17 protein-coding genes and 1 pseudogene are annotated in these 22,789 nt (G+C 64.1%); 6 read left to right on the top strand and 12 right to left on the bottom strand.

Features of this window, described 5'->3' with window-relative positions; translation table 11 throughout:
• Positions 1–61: 61 nt before the first annotated feature.
• The 3 genes from cutA (at position 62) to PG892_RS01570 (ending at position 2,677) form a co-directional block, all read left to right on the top strand.
• Positions 62–379: a divalent-cation tolerance protein CutA gene (gene cutA / locus PG892_RS01580; RefSeq protein WP_010675653.1), complete on the top strand. Its 318-nt coding sequence runs from the start codon at positions 62–64 to the stop codon at positions 377–379.
• A complete protein-coding gene (locus PG892_RS01575; RefSeq protein ID WP_223933058.1) occupies positions 376–2,127 on the top strand; it encodes a protein-disulfide reductase DsbD in 1,752 nt (583 codons plus the stop codon). The genes cutA and PG892_RS01575 overlap by 4 nt, the downstream gene beginning before the upstream one ends.
• 124 nt (positions 2,128–2,251) lie before the next feature.
• Complete coding sequence (locus tag PG892_RS01570) at positions 2,252–2,677, top strand: hypothetical protein (protein ID WP_039040544.1); 426 nt, start codon at positions 2,252–2,254, stop codon at positions 2,675–2,677.
• Between the two features lie 19 nt (positions 2,678–2,696).
• Here the strand turns inward: PG892_RS01570 and PG892_RS01565 are convergent, their stop codons facing one another.
• The 9 genes from PG892_RS01565 to PG892_RS01525 all read right to left on the bottom strand — a co-directional run bounded on the left by PG892_RS01565 (position 2,697) and on the right by PG892_RS01525 (position 12,364).
• Positions 2,697–3,998, bottom strand: coding sequence for an NAD(P)/FAD-dependent oxidoreductase (locus PG892_RS01565; protein WP_223933060.1), 1,302 nt, complete (start codon positions 3,996–3,998; stop codon positions 2,697–2,699).
• A gap of 153 nt (positions 3,999–4,151) precedes the next feature.
• On the bottom strand, positions 4,152–5,231 hold the full coding sequence (gene fbaA / locus PG892_RS01560; protein ID WP_010675658.1) for a class II fructose-bisphosphate aldolase: 1,080 nt from the start codon (positions 5,229–5,231) through the stop codon (positions 4,152–4,154).
• 115 nt (positions 5,232–5,346) lie between these two features.
• On the bottom strand, positions 5,347–6,510 hold the full coding sequence (locus tag PG892_RS01555; RefSeq protein WP_039040546.1) for a phosphoglycerate kinase: 1,164 nt from the start codon (positions 6,508–6,510) through the stop codon (positions 5,347–5,349).
• A 66-nt stretch (positions 6,511–6,576) separates the two neighbouring features.
• Positions 6,577–7,587, bottom strand: a complete 1,011-nt coding sequence (gene epd / locus PG892_RS01550) for an erythrose-4-phosphate dehydrogenase (protein ID WP_010675660.1) — start codon at positions 7,585–7,587, stop codon at positions 6,577–6,579.
• A 50-nt stretch (positions 7,588–7,637) separates the two neighbouring features.
• Complete coding sequence (locus tag PG892_RS01545; protein ID WP_069784240.1) at positions 7,638–8,567, bottom strand: ROK family protein; 930 nt, start codon at positions 8,565–8,567, stop codon at positions 7,638–7,640.
• A 151-nt stretch (positions 8,568–8,718) separates the two neighbouring features.
• The gene (gene hemE / locus PG892_RS01540; RefSeq protein WP_223933062.1) at positions 8,719–9,786 is read right to left on the bottom strand and encodes a uroporphyrinogen decarboxylase; all 1,068 of its coding nucleotides are present in this window, start codon (positions 9,784–9,786) and stop codon (positions 8,719–8,721) included.
• A 128-nt stretch (positions 9,787–9,914) separates the two neighbouring features.
• On the bottom strand, positions 9,915–10,688 hold the full coding sequence (gene nudC / locus PG892_RS01535) for an NAD(+) diphosphatase (RefSeq protein WP_223933064.1): 774 nt from the start codon (positions 10,686–10,688) through the stop codon (positions 9,915–9,917).
• A 165-nt stretch (positions 10,689–10,853) separates the two neighbouring features.
• Positions 10,854–11,459 carry a TIGR04211 family SH3 domain-containing protein gene (locus PG892_RS01530; protein ID WP_010675664.1) on the bottom strand — a complete coding sequence of 202 codons (606 nt, stop codon included), beginning with the start codon at positions 11,457–11,459 and terminating at the stop codon, positions 10,854–10,856.
• Positions 11,460–11,611: 152 nt separating this feature from the next.
• On the bottom strand, positions 11,612–12,364 hold the full coding sequence (locus PG892_RS01525; protein WP_029314808.1) for a potassium channel family protein: 753 nt from the start codon (positions 12,362–12,364) through the stop codon (positions 11,612–11,614).
• 100 nt (positions 12,365–12,464) lie between these two features.
• Between PG892_RS01525 and PG892_RS01520 the strand changes: the two genes are divergently transcribed.
• The 3 genes from PG892_RS01520 (at position 12,465) to glnE (ending at position 17,272) form a co-directional block, all read left to right on the top strand.
• Complete coding sequence (locus tag PG892_RS01520; RefSeq protein WP_223933066.1) at positions 12,465–13,715, top strand: methyl-accepting chemotaxis protein; 1,251 nt, start codon at positions 12,465–12,467, stop codon at positions 13,713–13,715.
• Positions 13,716–13,822: 107 nt separating this feature from the next.
• Positions 13,823–14,263 carry a GNAT family N-acetyltransferase gene (locus PG892_RS01515; RefSeq protein ID WP_010675667.1) on the top strand — a complete coding sequence of 147 codons (441 nt, stop codon included), beginning with the start codon at positions 13,823–13,825 and terminating at the stop codon, positions 14,261–14,263.
• Positions 14,264–14,398: 135 nt separating this feature from the next.
• The gene (gene glnE / locus PG892_RS01510) at positions 14,399–17,272 is read left to right on the top strand and encodes a bifunctional [glutamate--ammonia ligase]-adenylyl-L-tyrosine phosphorylase/[glutamate--ammonia-ligase] adenylyltransferase (RefSeq protein ID WP_223933068.1); all 2,874 of its coding nucleotides are present in this window, start codon (positions 14,399–14,401) and stop codon (positions 17,270–17,272) included.
• A gap of 56 nt (positions 17,273–17,328) precedes the next feature.
• Here the strand turns inward: glnE and PG892_RS01505 are convergent.
• The 3 genes and pseudogenes from PG892_RS01505 to PG892_RS01495 all read right to left on the bottom strand — a co-directional run bounded on the left by PG892_RS01505 (position 17,329) and on the right by PG892_RS01495 (position 22,688).
• Positions 17,329–18,064 (bottom strand): annotated as a pseudogene (locus PG892_RS01505) (SDR family oxidoreductase).
• Between the two features lie 139 nt (positions 18,065–18,203).
• Positions 18,204–20,351 (bottom strand): AsmA family protein, encoded by a 2,148-nt coding sequence (locus PG892_RS01500; RefSeq protein WP_223933072.1) that lies wholly within the window; start codon positions 20,349–20,351, stop codon positions 18,204–18,206.
• 189 nt (positions 20,352–20,540) lie between these two features.
• A complete protein-coding gene (locus PG892_RS01495; RefSeq protein ID WP_223933074.1) occupies positions 20,541–22,688 on the bottom strand; it encodes a prolyl oligopeptidase family serine peptidase in 2,148 nt (715 codons plus the stop codon).
• Positions 22,689–22,789: the final 101 nt, after the last annotated feature.

Here is a 22,789-nt window from a genome sequence, read left to right as displayed (position 1 = left end):
CGGTATAGTAACGGCTGATCCAGGGGGCCCGTGCGCCCCGTTGCCGAGACCGTCCATCCCTATGACCGACGCCATTCTGGTGCTCTGCACCTGCCCCGACGAGACCAGTGCAGACCGCCTCTGCGAGCAGCTGCTCGACCAGCGCCTCGCCGCCTGCATCAACCAGCTGCCCGGGGTCACCTCCGTCTATCGCTGGCAGGGCAAGACGGAACGAACCCGGGAGATCCAGCTCGTCATCAAGAGTCGGGCCGCTCTGTTCGAGCCCCTGCGTCAGTGCATTCTCGCCCACCATCCCTACGAGGTACCGGAGATCCTGGCGCTCCCGGCAAGCCAGGGCCACCCTGCCTATCTCGACTGGTTGACACAGGAGACCTCATGACCGCCTCTCGCCCCCTCTCCTTCCTGCTGATGCTGCTGGGCCTGCTCTGCGTCCTGACGACGGCCCCCGCCCGGGCCAGCAGCCAGGATCTGCTCGGCAGCCTCGGCATCGAGACCCAGCCCAGATTCCTCAAGGTGGATCAGGCCTTCGCCCTCGAGAGCGAACAACAGGGTGATCGGCTGCTGCTCCGGATACGCATCGCCGACGGCTACTACCTCTATCGCCACAGCATCCGTGTGAAGGGAGAGAACCTCGCCTTCGACGAGCCCGTCCTGCCCCCCGGCACCGAGCACGAGGATGACTTCTTCGGCAAGAGCCGGGTCTATTACCAGGAGGTGCAGATCCCCGTGGCGCTGACCCGGGTCGGGGACGCGGCCAGCCTCACTCTGAGTTACCAGGGCTGCACCGAGGGACTCTGCTACCCACCGACCGACAAGCGGATCGCCGTCGAGCCCCTCGCCGCCCCCGCCCGGGCGGAAGCGCCGGGCAGCCAGCAGGACAGGCTGGCGGCCGCCCTCGGCAGCCAGGGGTTCTGGATCAGCGTCGCCGCCTTCTTCGCCCTGGGTCTCGGCCTCGCCTTCACCCCCTGCGTCTTCCCCATGTATCCCATCCTGACCGGGATCATCGCCGGGGCCGGACATCGCCTCTCCACCCGTCGCGCCTTCCTGCTCTCCTTTGTCTATGTGCAGGGGATGGCGGTCACCTATACCCTGCTCGGGCTCGTCGTCGCCTCGGCGGGCCTGCAATTCCAGGCGGCCCTGCAGCACCCCTATGTGCTCATCGGCCTCTCGGTGATGTTCGTGCTGCTCGCCCTCTCCATGTTCGGGCTCTACACCCTGCAACTGCCGAGCAGCCTGCAAACCCGTCTCTCGGGCTTCTCCAACCGCCAGCAGGGCGGATCCGTGGCCGGCGTTGCCATCATGGGCATGATCTCGGGACTGGTCTGCTCCCCCTGCACCACGGCGCCGCTCTCCGGGGCCCTTATCTACGTGGCCCAGAGTGGCGACCTCTGGCTCGGCGGTGCGGCCCTCTATGCCCTCTCCTTGGGCATGGGGCTGCCGCTGCTCTTGCTCGGCACCTCTGGCGGCAAGCTGCTGCCCAGGGCCGGCGCCTGGATGGATGTGATCAAGCAACTCTTCGGTTTTGCGCTGCTGGCGGTACCCATCCTGCTGCTCTCAAGGCTCCTGAGCGATCAGGTGGCCACCCTGCTCTGGCTCGGCTGGGGGCTGGTGCTGTGCGGTTATCTCTATCACCACAACCAGCATCGCGCCCATTTGGTGGGCAAGAGCCTTGGCGGCTTCGTTCTGCTGCTGGCGATGATGGGTCTGGTGGTGGTGGGCAAGGATCTGCTGCTGCCACCCGAGGGGGCCAATGCCGCCGCCCAGACCCAGGCCCCCCGATTCATCCGAATCAAGACCCTGGACGATCTCAAGGTGCAGCTCGCCGCCGCCCGCGGCAAGCCGGTGCTGCTGGACCTCTACGCCGACTGGTGCGTGGCCTGCAAGGAGTTCGAGCACAAGACCTTCAGCGACCCCGATGTGCAGGCGCGCTTCAGCGAGATGGTGCTGCTGCAGGCGGACGTCACCGCCAACGACGACGCCGACGTGGATCTGCTCAACGGCCTCAACGTGCTGGGATTGCCGACCCTCATCTTCTTCGATCGCGATGGCAACGAGGTGAACGGCCAGCGGGTGACCGGCTTCATGGGGCCTGTCGAATTTCTCGGCCAGCTGGACAAGCTGCGCTGATACCGGGTGGCCCGTGCAACCGTGTGGGCCCCCGGTTTGACCGCCATTTTTCCGGCAATCCCTTGTATATGACCGACGCCGTGGCAGAATTTGCCCTTTCCCGTCTCGTTCGTCCGGAGTTTTGATGAAAAAGTGGTTCATCCCCCTGCTGGCCCTCTGGCTTTATGGCTGCAACGCAGGTCCCGGTGAAGAGACCATCCAGAGCCAGGTCACCGCCAGGTTGCAGGCGGGCACAGATGCTGACCTGTTCGACATCCGCGACTTCGCCGTGCTCGGCAAGGAGGAGCGGATGGAGGGGGTCTATCTGGTCAAGGTGAGCTACCAGCTCCACTTCAAGCAGGGACTGGATCAGTTGCAGGTGCTGCACGACGAGGATCTGGTCTATGACAGGGTCGGCCCCTTCCAGCAGGAGATGGGACTGATGGAGCTCGAGCGCAAATATGGCGACTTTGAGGCAGGCCAGGCCCTGGCGCAGGAGACCCAGGTCTGGATGATGAAGACGGAGCAGGGCTGGCGCCTGGCCGAGCCAGACGCGACGCAGCAGGGATAATCCCGAGCCCCCCCTCTCCCTAGAGCAGATCCTTCAGCCGATACCAGAGCATCCCGAGCGCCAGCAGCGGAGAGCGCAACGCCGGGCCACCCGGGAAAGTCATGTGGGGGACGCGGCTGAAGAGATCGAAGCCCCGGCTCTCCCCCTTGATCGCCTCCGCCACCAGCTTGCCCGCCATGTGGGTGGCATTGAGGCCATGGCCCGAATAGGCCTGGGCATAGAAGACGTTGGGATGCTGCTCGAGGCGGCCTATCTGGGGCAGCCGGTTGGCGCCTATGCCTATCATGCCCCCCCACTGGAACTCGATGGCGGTACCCGCGAGCTCGGGGAAGACCCGCAGCAGCTTGGACAGCATAAAGGCCTTGATATCACGGGGGTCACGGCCCGAGTAGTTGCAGGCCCCGCCGAACAGCAGGCGACCGTCCGCCGACAGCCGATAGTAGTCGAGCGCCACATTCTGATCGCACACCGCCATGTTCTGTGGCAGCAAGCGCTGGCGCAGGCGCTTCTCCAGCACCTGGGTGGCGAGAATGTAGGAGCCCGCCGGCAGCACCTTGCCCCCGAGATCGGGCTGGAGGTCGCCCAGGTAAGCGTTGCAGCCGATCACCAGGTAGTCCGCGCTGACCCGGCCGTGGGCCGTGGTCACCTCGACCCGCTCGCCGTAGTCGATGTGGGTCACCCTTGAGTGTTCGAACAGGGAGACCCCGAGACTGGCTGCCGCACGCGCTTCGCCGAGGGCCAGGTTGAGAGGGTGCAGGTGACCGGAGCCCATGTCGATCATCCCGCCGATATAGCGATCCGATCCGACCACGGTGTGCATCTCCTCCCGTGCCACCATTTTCAGTGCGTGCCGGTAACCCAGGCTCGCCAGGTGCTCGGCATCCTCCTCGAACCCCCTCAGGTGGCGCGCCTTGGTGGCGAGATCGCAATAGCCCCAGGTGAGATCGCACTCGATATTGAAACGCTCGACCCGCTCGCGCACCAGTTGCACCGCTTCGATCCCCATGAGATCCAGCTCCCGCACGCCCGCCTCGCCAATCCAGCGGGCGAACTGGCTGGTATCGTGGCCGATGCCGCGGATCAGCTGGCCTCCGTTGCGCCCCGAAGCTCCCCAGCCGATGCGGTTGGCCTCCAGCAGCACCACCTTGTAACCGGCATCGGCCAGGTTGATGGCGGTGTTGAGGCCGGTGAAACCACCACCGATGACGCAGACGTCCGCATCCAGCTCACCACTGAGCTCGGGCCACTGCCGATGGTCGTTGCGAGTGGCCGCGTAATAGGAGGCCGTGTGTTCCTGATGTCCCTGTCTTCCTGTCTGCATGCTCAGCATCCTGCCTGGTTGCATTCGTTTACTAAATTAAACGGGTGTCATCGATAATACCCAGCCCCCCATCCCCAATCCAGCCCGTCAGGATCACAGAAATGCAAAAGGCGCCCCGAAGGGCGCCTTTTCATGCAATCAAGGTGCTGCGAATTACAGTACGTCGATGGCGTTCAGGTCGGAGAAGGCCTTCTCCAGACGTGCGATCATGGAAGTCTGACCGGCACGCAGCCATACGCGCGGATCGTAGAACTTCTTGTTCGGCTTGTCGGCACCTTCCGGGTTGCCCAGCTGGCCTTGCAGGTAGGCTTCGTTGGACTTGTAGAAGTTCAGCACGCCTTCCCAGGTCGCCCACTGGGTGTCGGTGTCGATGTTCATTTTCACCACACCGTAGGAGATGGATTCGCGGATCTCTTCCAGGGTAGAGCCGGAGCCACCGTGGAACACGAAGTCCAGGGACTTGGCAGGCAGACCGAACTTCTCGGAGACGTACTTCTGGGAGTTGTCCAGGATCTTCGGAGTCAGCTTGACGTTACCCGGCTTGTACACACCGTGCACGTTGCCGAAGGAGGCAGCGATGGTGAAGCGCGGGCTGATCTTGGACAGACGCTCGTAGGCGTAGGCCACGTCTTCCGGCTGGGTGTACAGGGAGGATTGGTCCAGGTGGCTGTTGTCCACGCCGTCTTCTTCACCGCCGGTGCAGCCCAGTTCCAGCTCCAGAGTCATGTTCATCTTGGCCATGCGGGTCAGGTACTCGCAGCAGATGTCGATGTTCTCTTCCAGAGACTCTTCGGACAGATCCAGCATGTGGGAGGAGAACAGCGGCTTGCCGGTTTCGGCGAAGTGCTTCTCACCGGCATCCAGCAGACCGTCGATCCACGGCAGCAGCTTCTTGGCGGCGTGGTCGGTGTGCAGGATCACCGGTACACCGTAGGCTTCGGCAACGGCGTGCACGTGCTTGGCACCGGAGATGGCACCCAGGATGGCAGCTTGCTGGCCTTCCAGCTTCAGACCCTTGCCGGCGGTGAACACGGCACCACCGTTGGAGAACTGTACGATAACCGGGGCTTTGACCTTGGCAGCAGCTTCCAGCACGGCGTTCACGGAGTCGGTACCGACGCAGTTGACGGCCGGCAGAGCGAAGCCGTTTTCCTTGGCGATGGCGAACACTTTCTGAACGTCATCACCAGTGATCACGCCGGGTTTTACGAAGTCGAAAATTTTCTTAGACATGTTTAATCGTCCTGTCTCGTATGCCGTTAATAAAAAGTGGGGGGTTCATCATGAACCGGCACAGCGGCCACATGATAAACGAAACGGGAGGCTTTTGCCCCCCGTCCCGGGTCAATTAGGCTTTGGCGCGCTCTTCGAGAATCGCGACAGCCGGCAGTACCTTGCCTTCTACGAATTCCAGGAAGGCGCCGCCGCCGGTGGAGATGTAGGAGACCTTGTCGGCGATGCCGAACTTGTCGATGGCAGCCAGGGTGTCACCACCGCCAGCGATGGAGAAGGCCGGGGAAGCGGCGATGGCTTCGGCGATCACCTTGGTGCCTTCAGCGAACTGGTCGAACTCGAACACGCCGACCGGGCCGTTCCACAGGATGGTCTTGGCGTTCATGATGATGTCGGCCAGGGCCTTGGCGGAATCCGGACCGATGTCGAAGATCATGTCGCCGTCAGTCACGTCGGACACGGACTTGATGGTGGCCGGGGTGGATTCGGAGAATTCGCTACCCACAACCACGTCGGTGGTCACCGGGATGTTGGTTTCGGCAGCCAGTTTCTTGGCGGTGTCGATCAGGTCGTGCTCGCACAGGGACTTGCCGACGTTGTGACCGGCAGCAGCGATGAAGGTGTTGGCGATGCCACCACCGACCACCAGCTGGTCAGCGATCTTGGAGAGGGATTCCAGCACGGTCAGCTTGGTGGATACCTTGGAGCCGCCAACGATGGCAACCATGGGGCGCTCGGGCTTGAGCATGGCTTTGCCCAGGGCTTCCAGTTCACCGGCCAGCAGGGGGCCTGCACAGGCAACCGGCGCGAACTGGGCCACACCGTAGGTAGAACCTTCGGCGCGGTGAGCAGTACCGAACGCATCCATTACAAAGACGTCACACAGGGCGGCGTATTTTTTGGCCAGCTCTTCGGTGTTCTTCTTCTCGCCTTTGTTGAAGCGGCAGTTTTCCAGCACAACCAGCTCACCGGCGGCGACGTCTACGCCATCCAGGTAGTCTTTGGCCAGACGAACCGGGCAGGACAGTGCGTCTTTCAGATAGTTGACAACCGGAGCCAGGGAGAATTCTTCGTTGTATTCACCCTCGGTCGGACGACCCAGGTGGGAGGTGATCATCAGCTTGGCGCCCTTTTCCAGAGCCAGCTTGATGGTCGGCAGAGTCGCAACGATACGTGCATCGGAAGTGACCTTGCCGTCTTTTACCGGCACGTTCAGGTCAGCACGGATCAGAACGCGTTTGCCCGCCAGATCCAGGTCGGTCATCTTGATAACAGACATATTCAGTCCTCTATATATTTTCAGGTAATGTTAAAAAAACAGTAACCTTGCGCCCGGTGCAGACTCTCAGCCTGCGGCCATCATGGCCCGGGTGGTATCCAGCATGCGGTTGGCGAAGCCCCATTCGTTATCGCACCACATCAACATCTTGACGAGGTTGGCATCGCTGACCCGGGTCTGGGTACCATCAATGATGCAGGAGTGTGCATCATGATTAAAGTCTACGGAGACCAGTGGCTCTTCCGTGTAGTCCAGAATACCGTGTAATGTACCTCTGGATGCCCGTTGCAGGGCTTGATTTACGTCACTAACTGTCACTTTTTTACGAACAGTAATGCTCAGATCCATGGCGGTTACATTGATGGTCGGTACCCGTACCGCGATCGCCTCGAACTTGCCGGCAAAGTGGGGAAGGATACGTTCCAACCCCTTTGCCAGCTTGGTGTCCACCGGGATGATGGACTGGCTGGCTGCCCGGGTTCTGCGCAAGTCGCCGTGATAGGCATCGATGACTTGCTGATCGTGCATGGCCGAATGAATTGTCGTAATAGTACCACAATTTATCTCGAATTCTCGATGCAATGTTTCGATGACGGGGACCACGCAGTTGGTGGTACAGGAGGCGTTGGAGACGATCCGCTCCCGCCCGGTCAGCACCTGGTGGTTGACCCCGTAGACGATGGTGGCGTCCACGTCCGCGTCCGCCGGATGGGAGAAGAGCACCTTGCCCGCTCCCGCCCCCAGATGCAGCTCGGCATCGGCCCGGGAGCCGAACACCCCGGTGCAGTCCAGCACCACATCCACCCCCAGCGCCCGCCAGGGCAGCCTGGACGGATCCTTCTCGGCAAACAGGGCGATGAGATCCTCCCCCACCTGCATGCTGTTGCCCGCCAGTTGTACCGGATAGCGGAACCGGCCGTGGCTGGTGTCAAAGCGGGTCAGGTGCACCATGGCCTCGGGGGCAGCCAGCTCGTTGATGGCCACTATCTTGATGGTCTTGTCGCGGCCGCTCTCGTAGAGGGCCCGCAGCACGTTGCGGCCGATGCGGCCATAGCCGTTGATGGCAATCTTGATCATGGAAACGTTGTGTCCTTAGCTGCGACAAAGGGATGGGAGGAAGGGGCGACTCACGAGAGCAGTGCCTCGCGAAAGACGCCGCGGGCCAGCAGTGCGGCACCGAATACCCCGGCGCTGTCCCCCAGAGCCGGCGCTATCATGGGGGTGGCGAAGCGGGGGTTGAACAGGAAGGGCAATACCGTTTCGCGCCCGGCGCGATAGAGGCTCTGCACATTGCCCACGCCGCCACCGATGACGATGACGTCCGGATCGAGAATATTGATCACGTTGGCGAGGGCCTGGCCGAACAGCAGGTGCAACCTGTCCATGGTGAGCCTGGCGACATGATCATGGGCACTGGCCGCAGCAATCTGGGCGAGCGAGAGACGGCGTTTGGTCCTGGCCTCGTACCAGGCCTCCAGCGCCGGGCCGCTGATGAGGGTTTCGACGCAGCCGCGCTTGCCGCAGTAGCACTCTGGCCCCTCCGGCAGCAGGACGTTGTGCCCCCACTCTCCGGCGATGCCGTGGTGACCGTTGAGGATCTGGCCGTTGATGACGATGCCGGCCCCGACCCCGGTGCCCATGATGATGCCGAACACCACTTTTGCATCGGGATGATGCTGGCGCACCGCCCCCAGGTGGGTTTCCGCCAGGGCGAAACAGTTGGCGTCGTTGGCGATGAGCACGGGGACGCCCAGCCTGCGTTCCAGATCTTCCTTGAGCGGCTTGCCGTTGAACTCGGTGGTGTTGCTGTTTTTCAGCAGCCCGGTCTGGGGGTCCCGGGCCCCCGGCGTCCCCATGCCGATGAGTGCAGGACGCTGACCGAGTTTGGCGGCACACTCGTCCACCAGTTTGGCGATCTGGCCCAGCATGTGCTGGTAGCCGCCGTGCCGTTCAGTGGGAATGCGGTGGCGCAGCAACACCTCGTCGCCATCGAGCACCACGCACTCGCACTTGGTCCCGCCAAGGTCGATCCCCCAATCCCACGCCTGCTTCTCCATCCAGCCTCCTGCCCCTCAACGACCCCATCCCGGCCACGACTGCCAACATGGGGGTGCAGTGTAACCCGAGCCGCAACCAGGATGCAGCCCCCTGTGTCACGGACAGCAAAACGGGGCCCGCAGGCCCCGTTCATCACGCTGTTTGCCGCCCTCAGCGACCGTGGTACCGGGCGGAGAGCTCATGCACCGCGTTGACGAACACGCCGGCGTGTTCCGGGTCCACATCCTGATGGATACCGTGCCCCAGGTTGAAGACATGACCGTTGCCATGACCGAAACCGGCCAGAATGGTGGCGACCTCTTCGCGGATCCGCTCCGGGGTGGCGTAGAGCATGGAGGGGTCCATGTTGCCCTGCAGCGCCACCTTGTCGCCCACCCGGCGCTTGGCGTCCGCGATGTCGGTGGTCCAGTCCAGCCCCAACGCATCACAGCCGGTGGCGGCGATCTGCTCCAGCCACTGGCCGCCGTTCTTGGTGAACAGGGTGACCGGCACGCGGCGGCCCTCATGTTCACGGATCAGGCCATCGACGATCTTGTGCATGTACTGCAGGGAGAAGTCACGGTAATCCTGCGGGGTGAGCACGCCGCCCCAGGTGTCGAACACCATGACCGCCTGGGCACCCGCCCTGATCTGGGCGTTGAGATAGCTAATCACGCTGTCCGCCAGCTTGTCGAGCAGCAGGTGCAGGGTCTGCGGCTCTGCATACATCATCTGCTTGATCTTGGTGAACGCCTTGGAGCTGCCCCCCTCCACCATGTAGGTGGCCAGGGTCCAGGGGCTGCCGGAGAAGCCGATGAGCGGCACGTCGCCCTTGAGCTCGCGGCGGATGGTGCGCACCGCATTCATCACGTAGCCAAGCTCGTCTTCCGGATCCGGGATGGGCAGGGCCTTCACGTCGGCCATGGAGGTGATCGGGCGCTCGAAGCGCGGGCCTTCCCCGTGTTCGAAGTAGAGGCCCAGCCCCATGGCATCGGGCACGGTCAGGATGTCGGAGAAGAGGATGGCGGCATCGAGTGGATAGCGGCGCAGGGGCTGCAAGGTGACTTCACAGGCCAGCTCGGCGTTGCGACACAGGGACATGAAATCCCCCGCAACGGCGCGGGTCGCCTTGTATTCCGGCAGATAACGGCCAGCCTGACGCATCATCCATACCGGGGTCATGTCCACTTCCTGGCGCAGCAGGGCACGCAGGTATCGATCGTTTTTCAGCTCTTTCATCCCAGTTCCTGAGTCATGTCACGCATAAAATGGCGGACATGATACCACTTTGTGCAAGGCTGAGGGCGACCCTGATGCCGCACAGCGCCGCAGGAGTGCAAAGATGTGAGGGGCCCCCCCGTTTTCCCTCAACGCGCCTCGGCGAGGCACTGTTCGATGAGCCGCCGCGCTATGGTGCCATGAGGGGGCAAGCGCGGCAGCCGGTCAGCCTCAAAGAAACCTGCCGCCACCAGTTCGTCATCCTGCACCCGGATCTCGCCGTTCTCATAGTCGGCGGTGAAGCCCATCATCAGGCTGTGGGGGAAGGGCCAGGGCTGGCTCGCCACGTAACGCACATTGGCCACCCGGATGCCGCTCTCCTCGAACACCTCCCGCGCCACGCACTGCTCCAGATTCTCCCCTGCCTCCACGAAGCCGGCCAGCACGGTATACATGGGATCATCCGCCTGATAGTGACGGCGGTGGGCTGCCAGCAAGATAGCCGGCCCCTTGCGCACCGCGACGATGATGCAGGGGGAGATGCGCGGATAGACGACATGGCCGTGATGACACCCCTGGGCCCACTCCCCTTCCCTCGGGGTCATGGGGGCGCCGCACTCACCGCAGAAACGATGGGTACGGCGAAAAGTGGCGAGCTGCCAGGCCCGTCCAGCGAGGCGAAAGCCCTCTTCGTCCCCCGCCACCATGAGCTGGCGCAGCGGGGCCATGGCCTTGGTCTCCGCCTCCAGATCCAGCAGATGGCAAGGCAGGCCGTCCAACTCGTCGAAGTGCTCGAAGGGGGCAGTGTGCAGATGGGTGGGCAAAACGGCGCGGGGCCCTTGTGGAATGCGCCCCTGTTCATCCAGCAGGACGAGGTGCTCGCCCCCCAGCACGAACCAGAAGGCCTGTTCAGTTGATGACATATGATGAAGGCTCTTGTTGAGAATGCGCGCGGCACAGGATCGTTTGCCTCATATTACGAGCGGGAAGGGCCGATGGCGACCCCCGACATGGCCCTCTTCTCGCCAGGCACACCATGAAAAAAGGCCGCCTCTGGCGACCTTTCATCCTGTTGACCGCCCGGGCGATCAGTTCATCCAGCGCTCGCTGCTCTTGCGACGGCGCGGGAGCATGGGCAGGAGGATCCCGAGCAGGATGCCGCCCCCCACCATGGCACCACCGCGGATGAACCAGTCCATCTGCATGTCGTGCTCACGGTTGTCATAGCTCTGGGTCAGGGCGTCGTTCTGTTCCTTGAGGCTGCTCATCTCGGCGCTCTGGCTGTCCAGACGGGCTTTGAGGCTGGCGATCTCCTTGCTCTGCTCGGCGATCTTGCCATCCTTCTCGGCGAAACGTTTCTCGTTGTCGCCATTGAGGTTCAGCAGACGGGCCTTGGCTTCGTCCAGCTCTTTCTGAACCTGGGGAAGGCGTTCACGCAGGCTGATCTCCCCCTGCAGCTCGCTGTTCTTGATCCAGCCCTCGCGGCCACGACCGTCCACCACCTGGGTGAATCCGGCCTCCTGGTTTACCGCCTTGACCTCCAGCGGCTCACCGGCCTTGACGCTGCCGAGGATCCGGTACTGGGTACCCGGACCGTTGTGGATATAGGTAAAGATGTTGTCTGAAACATAGCGGGTATCGGCCAGTGCCTGTTGGGCACACAAGCAGATCAGGATCCCGAGAAGGGCGCGCATGGTCGATCGATTCTCTTCGTTGGATTAGGTTGCAGGCCGAATGTTAAGCCGCCTGCGGGTCAAAGGACAAGCAAAGAAAAGCGCCATCTCCCCGAGTGAGAGCTGTCTCGCAGCGCCGCCGGTTTACGACGCGACCATTCCAGACGTCGTACCTACTTCTGTTTCAGCGCCTGCACCTCGGCGCGCAGGGCCTTGAGCTCTTTGAGCAGTTGCGCCTGCTGCTCGCTCTGTTGGCGTCGCCACACCGCGGTGTCGTCGTTGGTCTTGCCGGGATGGACGAACAGGCTGGCCATGAAGCCGCTGAGGGCGCCAAACAACCCCACACCAAAGAGGATCAGCAGGCTGGCGACGAAGCGCCCCTCCTCCGTCTTGGGCACCAGATCCCCGTACCCCACGGTAGAGAGGGTCACCAACGTCCACCAGAAGGCATCGTAAGGAGTCTGGATCTGGCTGCCGGGTTGCCCCGTTTCCAGCCAGTACATGACGCCGGAGCCGACCCCCAGCAACAGGAAGAAGAGGAAGAGAATGCCGGAGAGGGTGGTTTCGTTGCGTTCACGACGGAACATGGCCAGCAAATCCGGTCTGTCCCGGAGCAACTGGTAGACCCGCCACAGCTGGATGAGCCGCGCCCAGCGCAGTTGTTCCACCATGGGCAGGCTGCCGGGCAGATAGAACCAGTTGCTCTTGAAGAAGGCCATCCTGTCGGAGGCACGCGCCCAGCCATAGGCGAAGTGAGCGAGGAAGAAGTAGCAGATCAGACTGTCGACATCATAAAAGAGCTGCAAAGTCTGGGGGCTCAGTTCACCGTGCCCCAGCCAGCGAGCAGCCACCAGGCAAACCGAAATCACGGAGAGAAACCCCATCAGCAGATCCATGGTACGCAAATGAGTCAAGTGATGTCGCATACATTTTCCAACTTTAAGCACGGTGCAAATTAATAAAAAGGAAGATAATGCCGATAGCTATGACGGCAAAGGAATAATGGACGTTGAAAGGAGAAAAATTATGCAGTTGAACCCGCTGGAGAGGCGCATGAGCAACATCCGACTGGTGCCCAAGGTGGTGCTGCTCATGGTGTTCAGCACCCTGCTGCTGCTGGCCAAACTCTGGTTCGATGCCAGCAACCTGGAAGCGACCCTGCTCAGCGAGGGCATTGATGCCGCCATGGCCAACACCATCGCCGATCGCCTGCTCTGGACCGGGCTGGTGGAGACGGCGCTCATGGGGGTCGTCTTCGTGGTGCTGCTCCTCACCGGCTCCCGCCTCATGGTCAAGCAGGTCCACTACCTGGTGGGGCTGCTGGAGCGTTTCGCCAACAAGGATCTCAGCCACAGCGTGCTGCTCAAGTCCCGGGACGAGTTCGGCGACATCGCCAAGGCGGTGGCCCACTCCCAGGAGAACCTCAAGGAGGTGTTCGGGACCCAGCGTGCAGCCTGCAAGGAGCTCAACGAGATCGCCTCCCAGGTGACTCTCTGCATGGATGAGGCGAACGAGGCCATCAACGAGGAGTTCACCCAGATTGAGCAGCTTGCCAGCGCCATGAGCCAGATGGTAGGTGCCATTCGAGAAGTGGCCAACCACGCGGAGCAGGCGTCCCACGCCACCGCCGAAACCAGCCAGCTGGCCGAGGAGGGCTGCCGCTGCGTGGCGGCTACCGTCAACACCATCGACACTCTCTCCGGCAACATCCAGCGCTCCTCCACCGTGGTCAACGAAGTGGAGCACGGGGTCGATCGCATCGGCTCCGTGGTGGACACCATCCGCAGCATCTCCGAGCAGACCAACCTGCTGGCCCTGAACGCCGCCATCGAGGCCGCCCGCGCCGGTGAGGCGGGTCGCGGTTTTGCCGTGGTCGCCTCCGAGGTGCGCGAACTCGCGAACCGTGCCCAGGCGGCCACCGTCGAGATCCAGAAGATGATCGAGCAGCTTCAGGGCAACGCCCGCCAGGCCGTCGGCCTGATGGCCGAGAGCGTGCAGCAGGCGGACAAGGGGGTGGAGCAGGTGACCCAGGCAGGTACCCAGCTCGACACCATAGTGCAACGGGTGCAGGGAGTGGCCGACATGAACCGCCAGATCGCCGCCGCCTCCGAGCAGCAGAGCTCGGTCGCCGAGGAGATGAATGCCAACCTGGAGCAGGTCAAACAGGTGGTGGAAGGCTCCGTCGTGGTGCTGCGGGAGCTGAAAGATGCCTCCGAACTGGTGGAACACCACAGCCAGACGCTGGACAGCCATATCCAGGCCTTCAAGCTGGCCTGATGCTGGCGCCCATCGTCAAACCTTCAGGCTGGCCTGAGGTCGTGATTTGAGTACACTGGAAGGCCCCCTTAGGGGCCTTTCTTTTTTCATCACGGCAAGGAGCCAGGATGCAGACTACAGAACGTGCGCTTGAGATAAGCGACGACAAGGGGCGCCTCGACGTCCCGCTCATTCACCGTTTCCTCAGTGAAGAGGCCTACTGGTGCCTCGGCATTCCCCTCGCCACCCTGCAGCGGGCCATCAACCACTCCCTGTGCTTCGGAGCCTATCTCGACGGCCAGCAGGTCGCCTTCGCCCGGGTCATCACAGACAAGGCCACCTTCGGTTATCTCGCCGACGTCTTCGTGCTGCCCGAACATCGCGGGCGCGGTCACAGCAAGGCCCTGGTGGCAGCCATCCTCGCCCACCCGGAGCTGCAAGGGCTGCGCCGTCTCTCTCTTGCCACCTCCGATGCCCACGGCCTCTACGCCGGTTTCGGTTTTGTGCCGCCGAGAAGCCCCGGCAGCCTGATGGAAATCTACGACCCCGAGATCTACCGGCGTCCCTGAGCCCGGCCGATCGCCAGATCCGTCGCCGGATCACCTTCCGGGCAGCGGCGCTGTGACGCCAGCGCCCGGGAGTGCTAGATTGGCAGCCGGCTTTTCACTCTCCCTGCAGACTCGTCAACCACAAGGATGGCAACCGTGGCCCAGCACTCTCCCTCTTTCTCCGCCTTCTCTCCCTTGTTGCAGGAGCAGGCCCTGCGCCACTGGCAGCGGCTGCTCGCCCTGGCGCCCCAGTATGACGCACTGCCCGAGCCCACCCGCCAGACCCTGCTGACCCTGCTCGGCCTCTCCGACTTTGTCGCTGACTCCCTCATCAAGCAGCCGGGGCTGCTGGCCGAGACCCTGGCATCGGACGCACTGACCCGGGCCGAGCGCTGGCCCGCCTATGAGCCTGAGCTCGCAGCGCTGCTCGCCGAGGTCGCGGACGAGGAGGCGCTCAAGCGCATCCTGCGTCAGTTCCGCCGCAGCCGCATGCTGGTGATCGCCTGGCGCGAGCTGCTCGGGGAGTCCGAGGTCGAAGAGAGCTTCATCCATCTCACCAAGCTGGCGGATGCCCTCATCTGTGGTGCCCGCGACTGGCTCTACGCCAAACAGTGCAGCGAGCTGGGCACCCCCATGGACGGCGATGGCAACCCCCAGCCGCTGCTCATCCTCGGGATGGGCAAGCTCGGCGGCGGCGAGCTCAACTTCTCCTCGGACATCGACCTTATCTTCACCTTCCCCGAGAACGGCTACACCGTTGGCGGTCGGCGGGAGCTCGCCAACCAGCAGTTCTTCATCAAGCTGGGGCAGCGTCTCATCAACGCCCTCCACCAGCCCACCCAGGATGGTCAGGTGTTCCGGGTCGACATGCGGCTGCGCCCCTTTGGCGATGCGGGGCCGCTCGCCATCTCCTTCGCCGCCATGGAAGACTACTACCAGCATCACGGCCGCAACTGGGAACGCTACGCCATGGTCAAGGCGCGAGTGCTGGGCCCCCAGTGTGAACACGCCATGGCCCTGACCGAACTGCTGCGCCCCTTCGTGTTCCGCCGCTACATCGACTTCGGCGTCATCGACGGCCTGCGCCAGATGAAGGCGATGATCGCCGCCGAGGTGCGCCGCAAGGGACTGGAGGGCAACATCAAGCTGGGGGCCGGGGGCATTCGCGAGGTGGAGTTTATCGCCCAGGCGCTGCAACTCATCCGTGGCGGGCGCGAGCCCGCCCTGCGGGTACGCCACCTGCCCGAGGCGCTGGCCGCCATCGCCCAGGGGGGTGCCCTGGAGGGGAGCCAGTGCGAACGCCTGCTCACCGCCTATCGCTTCCTGCGCCGGGTGGAAAACATCTTGCAGGAGATCGGCGATCAGCAGACCCAGACCCTTCCCACCGAGGATCGGGATCGCCAGCGGCTCATCGCCACCCTCGGCTTTACCGACTGGGACTCCTTCATGGCCCACCTCGATGAGGAGATGGCCGCCGTCCATCAGGAGTTCGTCGCCGTAGTGGGGGAAGAGAAGGAGGCCCCCGCCCACCTGGAACAGCTCTGGCTCGATCTCTGGCGCACCGAGCTTGATGCCGCCGAGCTGGAAAAACTGCTGACCACGCAGGGAGTGGTGGAGCCCGCCCCCCTCTGCGCCGCCCTGCTGCGTTTCAAGGAGGAGTACAAGCGCCGTCAGGTGGGGCCCCAGGGGCGCATTGCCCTGGACTGGCTGATGCCGGAGCTGCTGCGGCTGGTGGTGGCGAGCCGCGAGCCCGCCCGCCTGTTCGAGCGGGTCTGCACCCTGCTGACCCGCATCTTCACCCGCAGCGCCTATCTGCAACTGCTGGCGGAAAACCCCGCCGCCCTGCGCCAGCTGGTACGCCTGTGTGACGAGAGCAACCTGGTGAGCGAGCAGCTGGCCCGCTACCCCATCCTGCTGGACGAGCTGCTGGATCCCCAGCACCTCTACCACCCCACCCCGCTGGATCAGTACAAGCCCCAGTTGCGCCAGTTCCTCCTGCGCATCCCCGAGGAGGATGTGGAGCAGCAGATGGAGGCGCTGCGCCAGTTCAAGCAGGTACAGCTCCTGCGCATCGTCGCCGCCGACATCGCCGGCGCCCTGCCGCTGATGAAGGTGAGCGACCACCTCACCTGGCTGGCGGAGGCGATCACCGAGGAGGTGGTCAATCAGGCGTGGGCCCAGATGAGCGAACGCTACGGGGTGCCGCCCGAGGTGGCGGTGAGCGGCCAGCGCGGCTTTGCGGTGGTGGCCTACGGCAAGCTGGGGGGCATCGAACTCGGCTACGGCTCGGATCTCGATCTGGTGTTCCTGCACGGCGGCGACCCCAACAGTTACACCGATGGCCGCAAGCCCATCGACAGCCGCCAGTTCTACCTGCGCCTGGCCCAGCGGATCCTGCATCTGTTCAGCACCCGCACTCCGTCCGGCATCCTCTACGAGATCGACATGCGGCTGCGCCCCTCCGGCGACTCAGGCCTGCTGGTCTCATCGCTGTCGGCCTATGAGCAGTACCAGCAGCAGGAAGCCTGGACCTGGGAGCATCAGGCCCTGGTGCGAGCCCGTCCCATCTATGGCGATGATGCCGTGGTCGCCGAATTTGCCCGCATCCGCCGCGACGTGCTGGCCAAGGAGCGGGATCTGCCCACCCTGGCCCGCGAAGTGCGGGAGATGCGCCAGAAGATGCGGGATCACCTGCTCAAGGCGGGAGAGGGAGAGTTCGATCTCAAGCAGTCCCCCGGCGGCATGGTGGACATCGAGTTCATCGCCCAGTACCTGGTGCTGGCCCATGCCTGCGGTGAGCCGGACGCCCTCACCCGCTGGTCAGACAATGTGCGCATCTTCGATGAGTGCGTGATGGCGGGGGTACTCACACTGGAGCAGGCGGAGGGGCTCAAGCAGGCCTATCTGGAGATCCGCAACCTCGGCCATCGCCTCAATCTCTCGGAGATCTCCCGCAAGGTGGGGGACGATCAGTTGCCGCGAGAGCGGGGCCATGTGCTGGCGGTCTGGCAACAGCTGCTGGGAGAATAAGCAGAAGGGGCGCCATGGCGCCCCTTCTCGTTGACGAAAGGCTTGTTGAAGATGACCTAGCGCCCGCCCGCCACATCGATAAAGGTGCCGGTGGCATAGGAGGCCTCGTCCGACAGCAGCCAGGCGATGGCGGTCGCCACCTCACGGGGTTCGCCGCCCCGTTGCAGCGGAATGGCCCCCTTGATCCTGTCCACCCGGCCGGGCTCGCCGCCGTCGGCATGCATGTCGGTGTAGATGAAACCCGGACGCACCCCGTTGACCCGGATCCCCTGAGCCGCCAGCTCCAGCGACAAGCCTCTGGTCAGCACGTCGACGGCCCCCTTGGCGGCGGCATAATCCACGTACTCCCCGGGGGAGCCCAGGCGCGCGGCGGCGGAAGAGACGTTGACGATGGCCCCCCCCCGCCGTCATGCGGCGCACCGCCTCGCGGCAGCAGAGAAAGCAGCTGGTGACATTGGTGGTCAGGGTCTGGTTGATGCGCTCTGCGCTCATCTCCAGCACCCGCATCTGGGGCTGCAACCTGCCGGCGTTGTTCACCAGGTGGGTAACGGGGCCGAGCCGCGCGTCCATCTCCTCGAACAGGCGCGCCACCTCGGCCTCCACGCTGACATCGGCCTGCACCGCGATGCACTCGACCGGATGGGTGGCCAGGATCTCGGCCACCACCGCCTCGGCGGACACCCTGTCCTGACGATAGTTGAGACAGAGATGGTAACCCTGCGCCGCCAGATAGCGGGCTGTCGCGGCCCCGATACCTCTGCCGCCGCCGGTGATCAGCACCCGTTTGTTCATGAACCCTCCTGGTTCCCGGTTTCGAAGACTGTTTCGCATAGTACCTCATGTTGCCGACCACACCTCGTCCCGTGACGCCCGGCACCACAACAAAGAGCCCGCACGGGGCGGGCTCTTGATGGCAACAAGGGGAAGTTGGCTATTTGAACAGGCCCTTGAGCAGCTGGTCCGCCACCCCCTTCACCCCTTCGTTGTCGGCCTTGTCACCCAGCAGCTTCTTGAGACCGCGCTCGGCCTCCTTGCGGGCCTTCTCCTCCAGCACCTTGTTGTTGCTGAGCAGCTCCTTCACGTCGAGCTTGTAGCTCGGCGCCTGCCAGTGGCCGCCGATGCGCACCGGTATGGTGATGTCCTTGAGCTCGTCCACTGTCTTGCCCCCCTGCCCCTTGCTGCTTTCCACCACGGAGGTGAGGAACAGGAAGTCGAGGGTCTCTGGCACCAGAGCAGTCTGGCCCAGCCCCTTCACCCGCAGGGCGGGGGCAAAGAGCTGGATGTCGTCGCTCCTGGCAATCCCGTTGACAATCTGGAAGCTGGCGGTGAGGGCGCTGAAATCGGTCTTGCGCACCTCCTTCACCTGATCCGCTCCCTTGCCGGTCAGGGTGGCCCGCGCCTCGCGGATCATCTCCGCCAGGTTGATGCCGTGCAGGGCGCCATCGCTCAACTTGAGGTTCACCTTGCCCTGCATCCGGCTGCGCAGCGCCTGCTCGGAAAGACCGCTACCCTGCACCTCCACCTCCAGATCCCCCTTGCCTTCCAGCAGGTCGGTCTGGGCCAGGGTCTGCAGCAGCGGCCGCACATCGACCCCCTGCACCCGCTTGTGCACCTGATAGCGGGCGGGTTGCTGACGGGAATCGAGCAGACCGCTCGCCGTCACCTTGCCACCGGCCACCCCGGCACTGAACTGCTTGAGGGTGAGCTGACCACCGGCCAGGGCCAGTTGCAGATCGACGGCGCTGAGATCCAGCCCCTTGAGGCGCAGGCTACCCAGTTGCAGGCGGCCAGCCAGGTCCACCGACTTGAGGGCGGTAAGATCCGGTTCGGCCGTGGAGAGCGCCTGCGCGGCGGTCTGTGCCGGTGCTCCGGCCGGGGCAGCCGCTCCCGAGGTGGCCGCAGCGGACGCCGTCCTGGCTGGCTGACCCAGCCAACTGTCCAGGTCGAGCTTGGCCCCCTTGAGGTCAAAGTCCACTTTGGGAACGGCCCCCAGACGAACGGCGCCGCTGCCGCTCAGCAGCGCATCATCCACCCCCATCACCAGGTTGCTGAGGGTGACGGCCTGCTTGTCCAGCTCGGCGCGGGCAAAGCCAGCGAGCTTGAGCTGCATCTGCGGGCGCGGCAGGGCATCGCCGCTCAGCTTGGCGGCCAGCACGGCATCCGACAGCTCCAGCAGTTGCCGGTTTTCATCGAGGCGCGCCTTGAGGGTCCCCTCCAGCGTACCGGCCAGGGTCGGCTTGTCCGCCGCCCCCTGTGCCCCGCTGAGGCTAAGGCTCAGGCTGCTCCACTGCCCCAGTGCCAGCCGGTCGGCCTTGAGGGAGAAAGCATCCAGCCGCTGGGTCGGTTCGCTCAGGCTCCCCGCCAGTGCGACATCTTTCAGCTCGCTGCGGCTGGCATCGGACGCCAGCTTGAGCTGGGCCGACCCCTTGAGATCAAACGCCAGCTCACCCTGGGCCCCCTTGGCGGCCAGAGTCACCGGTACCCATTGATCGACCGCCAGCTGGCCCAGGTTCAGGTCCAGCTGTTCGAGACGAGAGACTGTGCCGTTGCGATCGTCCTGCACCAGGGCGCTGGCCTGTTGCAGCTCCACTCCTTGCAGGCTGATCTGCCAGGGCTGCTTGTCATTGGCGGGTGGGGGCGTCGTTGCGGCAGGCTCGGAGGTCGCTTCCCCCTTAGGCTCGGCGGAGGCCTTGAGCAGGTCACTCAGGTTGGAGCTGCCGTCAGCCCTGGTCTGGATAAACAGATGGGCGCCGCTCAGGGTCACCTTGCCTATCTCAAGCTTGTGGGAGAGCAGGGGCAGCAGGCCCACCGAGGCCTCCCCGCGCGTGAAGCGCACCAGGTCGGGCTCGGCAAAGCCGGCGGGGTTGCGCAGCGCCACCTTCTCGAGGGAGAGGCCCAGGCTTGGCCAGAAACGCCAGCCGATATCCCCTTGTATCACCAGCTCGCGGCCGGTGCTCTTGCGCACTTGTTCCACCAGCTGGGGCTTGAACTGATTGGGATCGATGAGGGACACCAGGGCGGCGATGGCCACCACGGCCGCCAGCGCCAACCCCAGCAGGATGTAGATGATCTTCTTCACGATGGACTCCTTGAATGCGGATCTTGTGGCTGACTATACCACCGGGGGGATGACAGATGGGGCCCGTCTGCCAAAACGGGCCAGCGGCGAGACAGGGATGGTCGCAGGCCCACGTTCAAACACGCGGCAATAAAAAGGGCCCCGCAGGGCCCTGATGATAGTGGATGGCTGGCGCCCGTCTCGCCCGGATCAAGGCTGACGCGGCAGCTCCCTGTAGCCCATCTCGTACAGGGTGAAGGCATAGATGTCCGCACTCTGCTCGATAAGTTTGGCCACCGGCGTGCCCGCCCCGTGCCCGGCATTGGTCTCGATGCGGATGAGCTGGGGATGGGGGCCGGCATTGTCGGCCTGCAGGGTGGCGGCAAACTTGAAGGAGTGGGCCGGCACCACCCGATCGTCGTGATCCGCCGTGGTCACCAGGGTCGAGGGGTAGCTGACCCCGGGCCGGACGTTGTGCAGGGGCGAGTAGCCCTTCAGGTAGTCGAACATCGCCTCGCTGTCGGCGCTGGTGCCGTAGTCATAGGCCCAGCCCGCCCCGGCGGTGAAGGTGTGGTAGCGCAGCATGTCGAGCACCCCCACCGCCGGCAGGGCGACCCGCATCAGATCCGGCCGCTGGGTCATCACCGCCCCCACCAGCAGACCGCCGTTGGAGCCACCGCGGATCGCCAGCCGATCGGTGCGGGTGTAGCCCTCGGCCTTGAGGTACTCGGCCGCCGCGATGAAATCGTCGAACACGTTCTGCTTGTTCTGCTGGGTGCCCGCCAGGTGCCAGGCCTGGCCGTACTCGCCGCCCCCGCGCAGGTTGGCCACCGCATAGACGCCCCCCAGATCCAGCCAGTTGGCTACCGACACGCTGAAGCTCGGGGTCAGGCTCACGTCGAAACCGCCGTAGCCGTAGAGGATGGTCGGATTACTGCCATCAAGCTTGAGGCCCTTGCGGTAGCTGATGATGAGCGGCACCCGGGTGCCGTCCTTGCTCTGGTAGAAGCGCTGCTCGGAGACGTAATCCTCCGGTTTGAACGGCGCAGCCGAGGCGCGATAGAGGCTGATGGCGCCGCTCTTGGGCTCGAATCGGTAGAGGGTCGGCGGCTGGGCATAGTTCTCGAAGCCGAAGTAGAGGGCGGGATCATCGTGCTTGCCGTTGAAGCCGCTGACGCTGCCAAGGCCGGGCAGCGCCACCTCGCGCACTCGCTTGCCTTCGTAGTCGAACTGCTCGACCCGGGCGGTGGCATCCACCATGTACTCGGCGAACAGATAGCCGCTGCCGCTGTGCACCGTCAGCACCTGCTGACGCTCGGGGATGAGATCCCGCCAGTGGGCCGGGCCCGGGTTGGCGGCATCCACCGTCACCAGCCGGCCGTTGGGGGCGTCCCGGTTGGTCAGCAGGTAAAGGCTGCTGCCCTGGTTGTCCACCAGGCTCACGTCCGCCTCCAGATCCCCCTGCACCGTTAGCAGCGGCGCGTTCTCCTGGCCCAGATCCTTCACATAGAGGCGGTTGCCGGAGGTGGAGTTCGCCGCCGAGATGAGCAGGAAGCGGTCATCTTCGGTGACGGTCGCCCCCACGTAGCGGTGGTGCTGGGCCGGGATGGCGCCGAACACCAGCCGGTCATCCTCCTGCGCCGTGCCGAGCCGGTGGAAATAGACCTTGTGCTGATCGGTCTTGGCCGACAGCTCGCTGCCACCCGGCTTGTCGTAGCTCGAGTAGAAGAAGCCCTCGTTGCCGAGCCAGCTGATGCCGCTGAACTTCACGTCCTTGAGGGGCGCCTCCAGCGGCTGCTTGCTCTCCACGTCCATCAGGTGGATCTCGCGCCAGTCACTGCCCGCCAGCGACAAGGAGTAGGCCAGGATGCGGCCATCACGGGAGAAGCTCAGCTGATCCAGCGCCGTGGTGCCGTCGGGGCTGAGGGTATTGGGATCGAGGAACACCTCGGCCGGCTTGCCCTCCAGCTGGCGCCACAGCACGTTCTGGTTCTGCAGGCCGTCGTTCTTGAAGAAGTAGTGGTAGCGCCCCTCGCGAAACGGCGCCCCCTCCTTGGCGTAGTTCCAGGAGGCGGCCAGCTTCTCCTTGATGGCGGCGCGATACGGGATCTGCGCCAGGTAACCCTGAGTCACCCGGTTCTGGGCCTTGACCCAGGCCTCCGTCTCGGGGCTGCGATCATCCTCCAGCCAGCGATAGGGGTCGGCCACGGCCTGGCCGAAATAGTGATCCACCTGCTCACCCTGGCGGGTGACGGGGTAGTGAAGGCGCGTATTCCCTGACATGGCATCCTCTCTGGTTGGCTGGCCGCTGCACGCACAGAGCAGTGACAGGGCCAGCAGGCTGACAATGGCTCGCATCGAGGCGGCTCCCTGCGGTTTGAGTGAGCGGGCAGGTTAACAAAGCGCGCCGGATGGCCCAACCCCCCGACCGGTGGCAGAGGATGGCCCGCCGACACGGG

The organism is Aeromonas sp. QDB68, assembly GCF_027707405.1.
Classification (GTDB): Bacteria; Pseudomonadota; Gammaproteobacteria; order Enterobacterales; family Aeromonadaceae; genus Aeromonas; species Aeromonas caviae.
The sequence above is the reverse complement of the archived record's forward strand: the minus strand, read 5'-3'. Positions and strand labels throughout refer to the sequence as shown.

Coding starts and splice junctions, on each gene's coding strand:
- PG892_RS01565 (WP_223933060.1), bottom strand. CDS start 3,998: ATGCAGACAGGAAGACAGGGACATCAGGAACACACGGCCTCCTATTAC.
- epd (WP_010675660.1), bottom strand. CDS start 7,587: ATGATCAAGATTGCCATCAACGGCTATGGCCGCATCGGCCGCAACGTG.
- PG892_RS01570 (WP_039040544.1), top strand. CDS start 2,252: ATGAAAAAGTGGTTCATCCCCCTGCTGGCCCTCTGGCTTTATGGCTGC.
- PG892_RS01525 (WP_029314808.1), bottom strand. CDS start 12,364: ATGCGACATCACTTGACTCATTTGCGTACCATGGATCTGCTGATGGGG.
- hemE (WP_223933062.1), bottom strand. CDS start 9,786: ATGAAAGAGCTGAAAAACGATCGATACCTGCGTGCCCTGCTGCGCCAG.
- PG892_RS01555 (WP_039040546.1), bottom strand. CDS start 6,510: ATGTCTGTTATCAAGATGACCGACCTGGATCTGGCGGGCAAACGCGTT.
- PG892_RS01520 (WP_223933066.1), top strand. CDS start 12,465: ATGCAGTTGAACCCGCTGGAGAGGCGCATGAGCAACATCCGACTGGTG.
- PG892_RS01575 (WP_223933058.1), top strand. CDS start 376: ATGACCGCCTCTCGCCCCCTCTCCTTCCTGCTGATGCTGCTGGGCCTG.
- PG892_RS01515 (WP_010675667.1), top strand. CDS start 13,823: ATGCAGACTACAGAACGTGCGCTTGAGATAAGCGACGACAAGGGGCGC.
- PG892_RS01545 (WP_069784240.1), bottom strand. CDS start 8,567: ATGGAGAAGCAGGCGTGGGATTGGGGGATCGACCTTGGCGGGACCAAG.
- cutA (WP_010675653.1), top strand. CDS start 62: ATGACCGACGCCATTCTGGTGCTCTGCACCTGCCCCGACGAGACCAGT.
- PG892_RS01530 (WP_010675664.1), bottom strand. CDS start 11,459: ATGCGCGCCCTTCTCGGGATCCTGATCTGCTTGTGTGCCCAACAGGCA.
- nudC (WP_223933064.1), bottom strand. CDS start 10,688: ATGTCATCAACTGAACAGGCCTTCTGGTTCGTGCTGGGGGGCGAGCAC.
- fbaA (WP_010675658.1), bottom strand. CDS start 5,231: ATGTCTAAGAAAATTTTCGACTTCGTAAAACCCGGCGTGATCACTGGT.
- PG892_RS01495 (WP_223933074.1), bottom strand. CDS start 22,688: ATGCGAGCCATTGTCAGCCTGCTGGCCCTGTCACTGCTCTGTGCGTGC.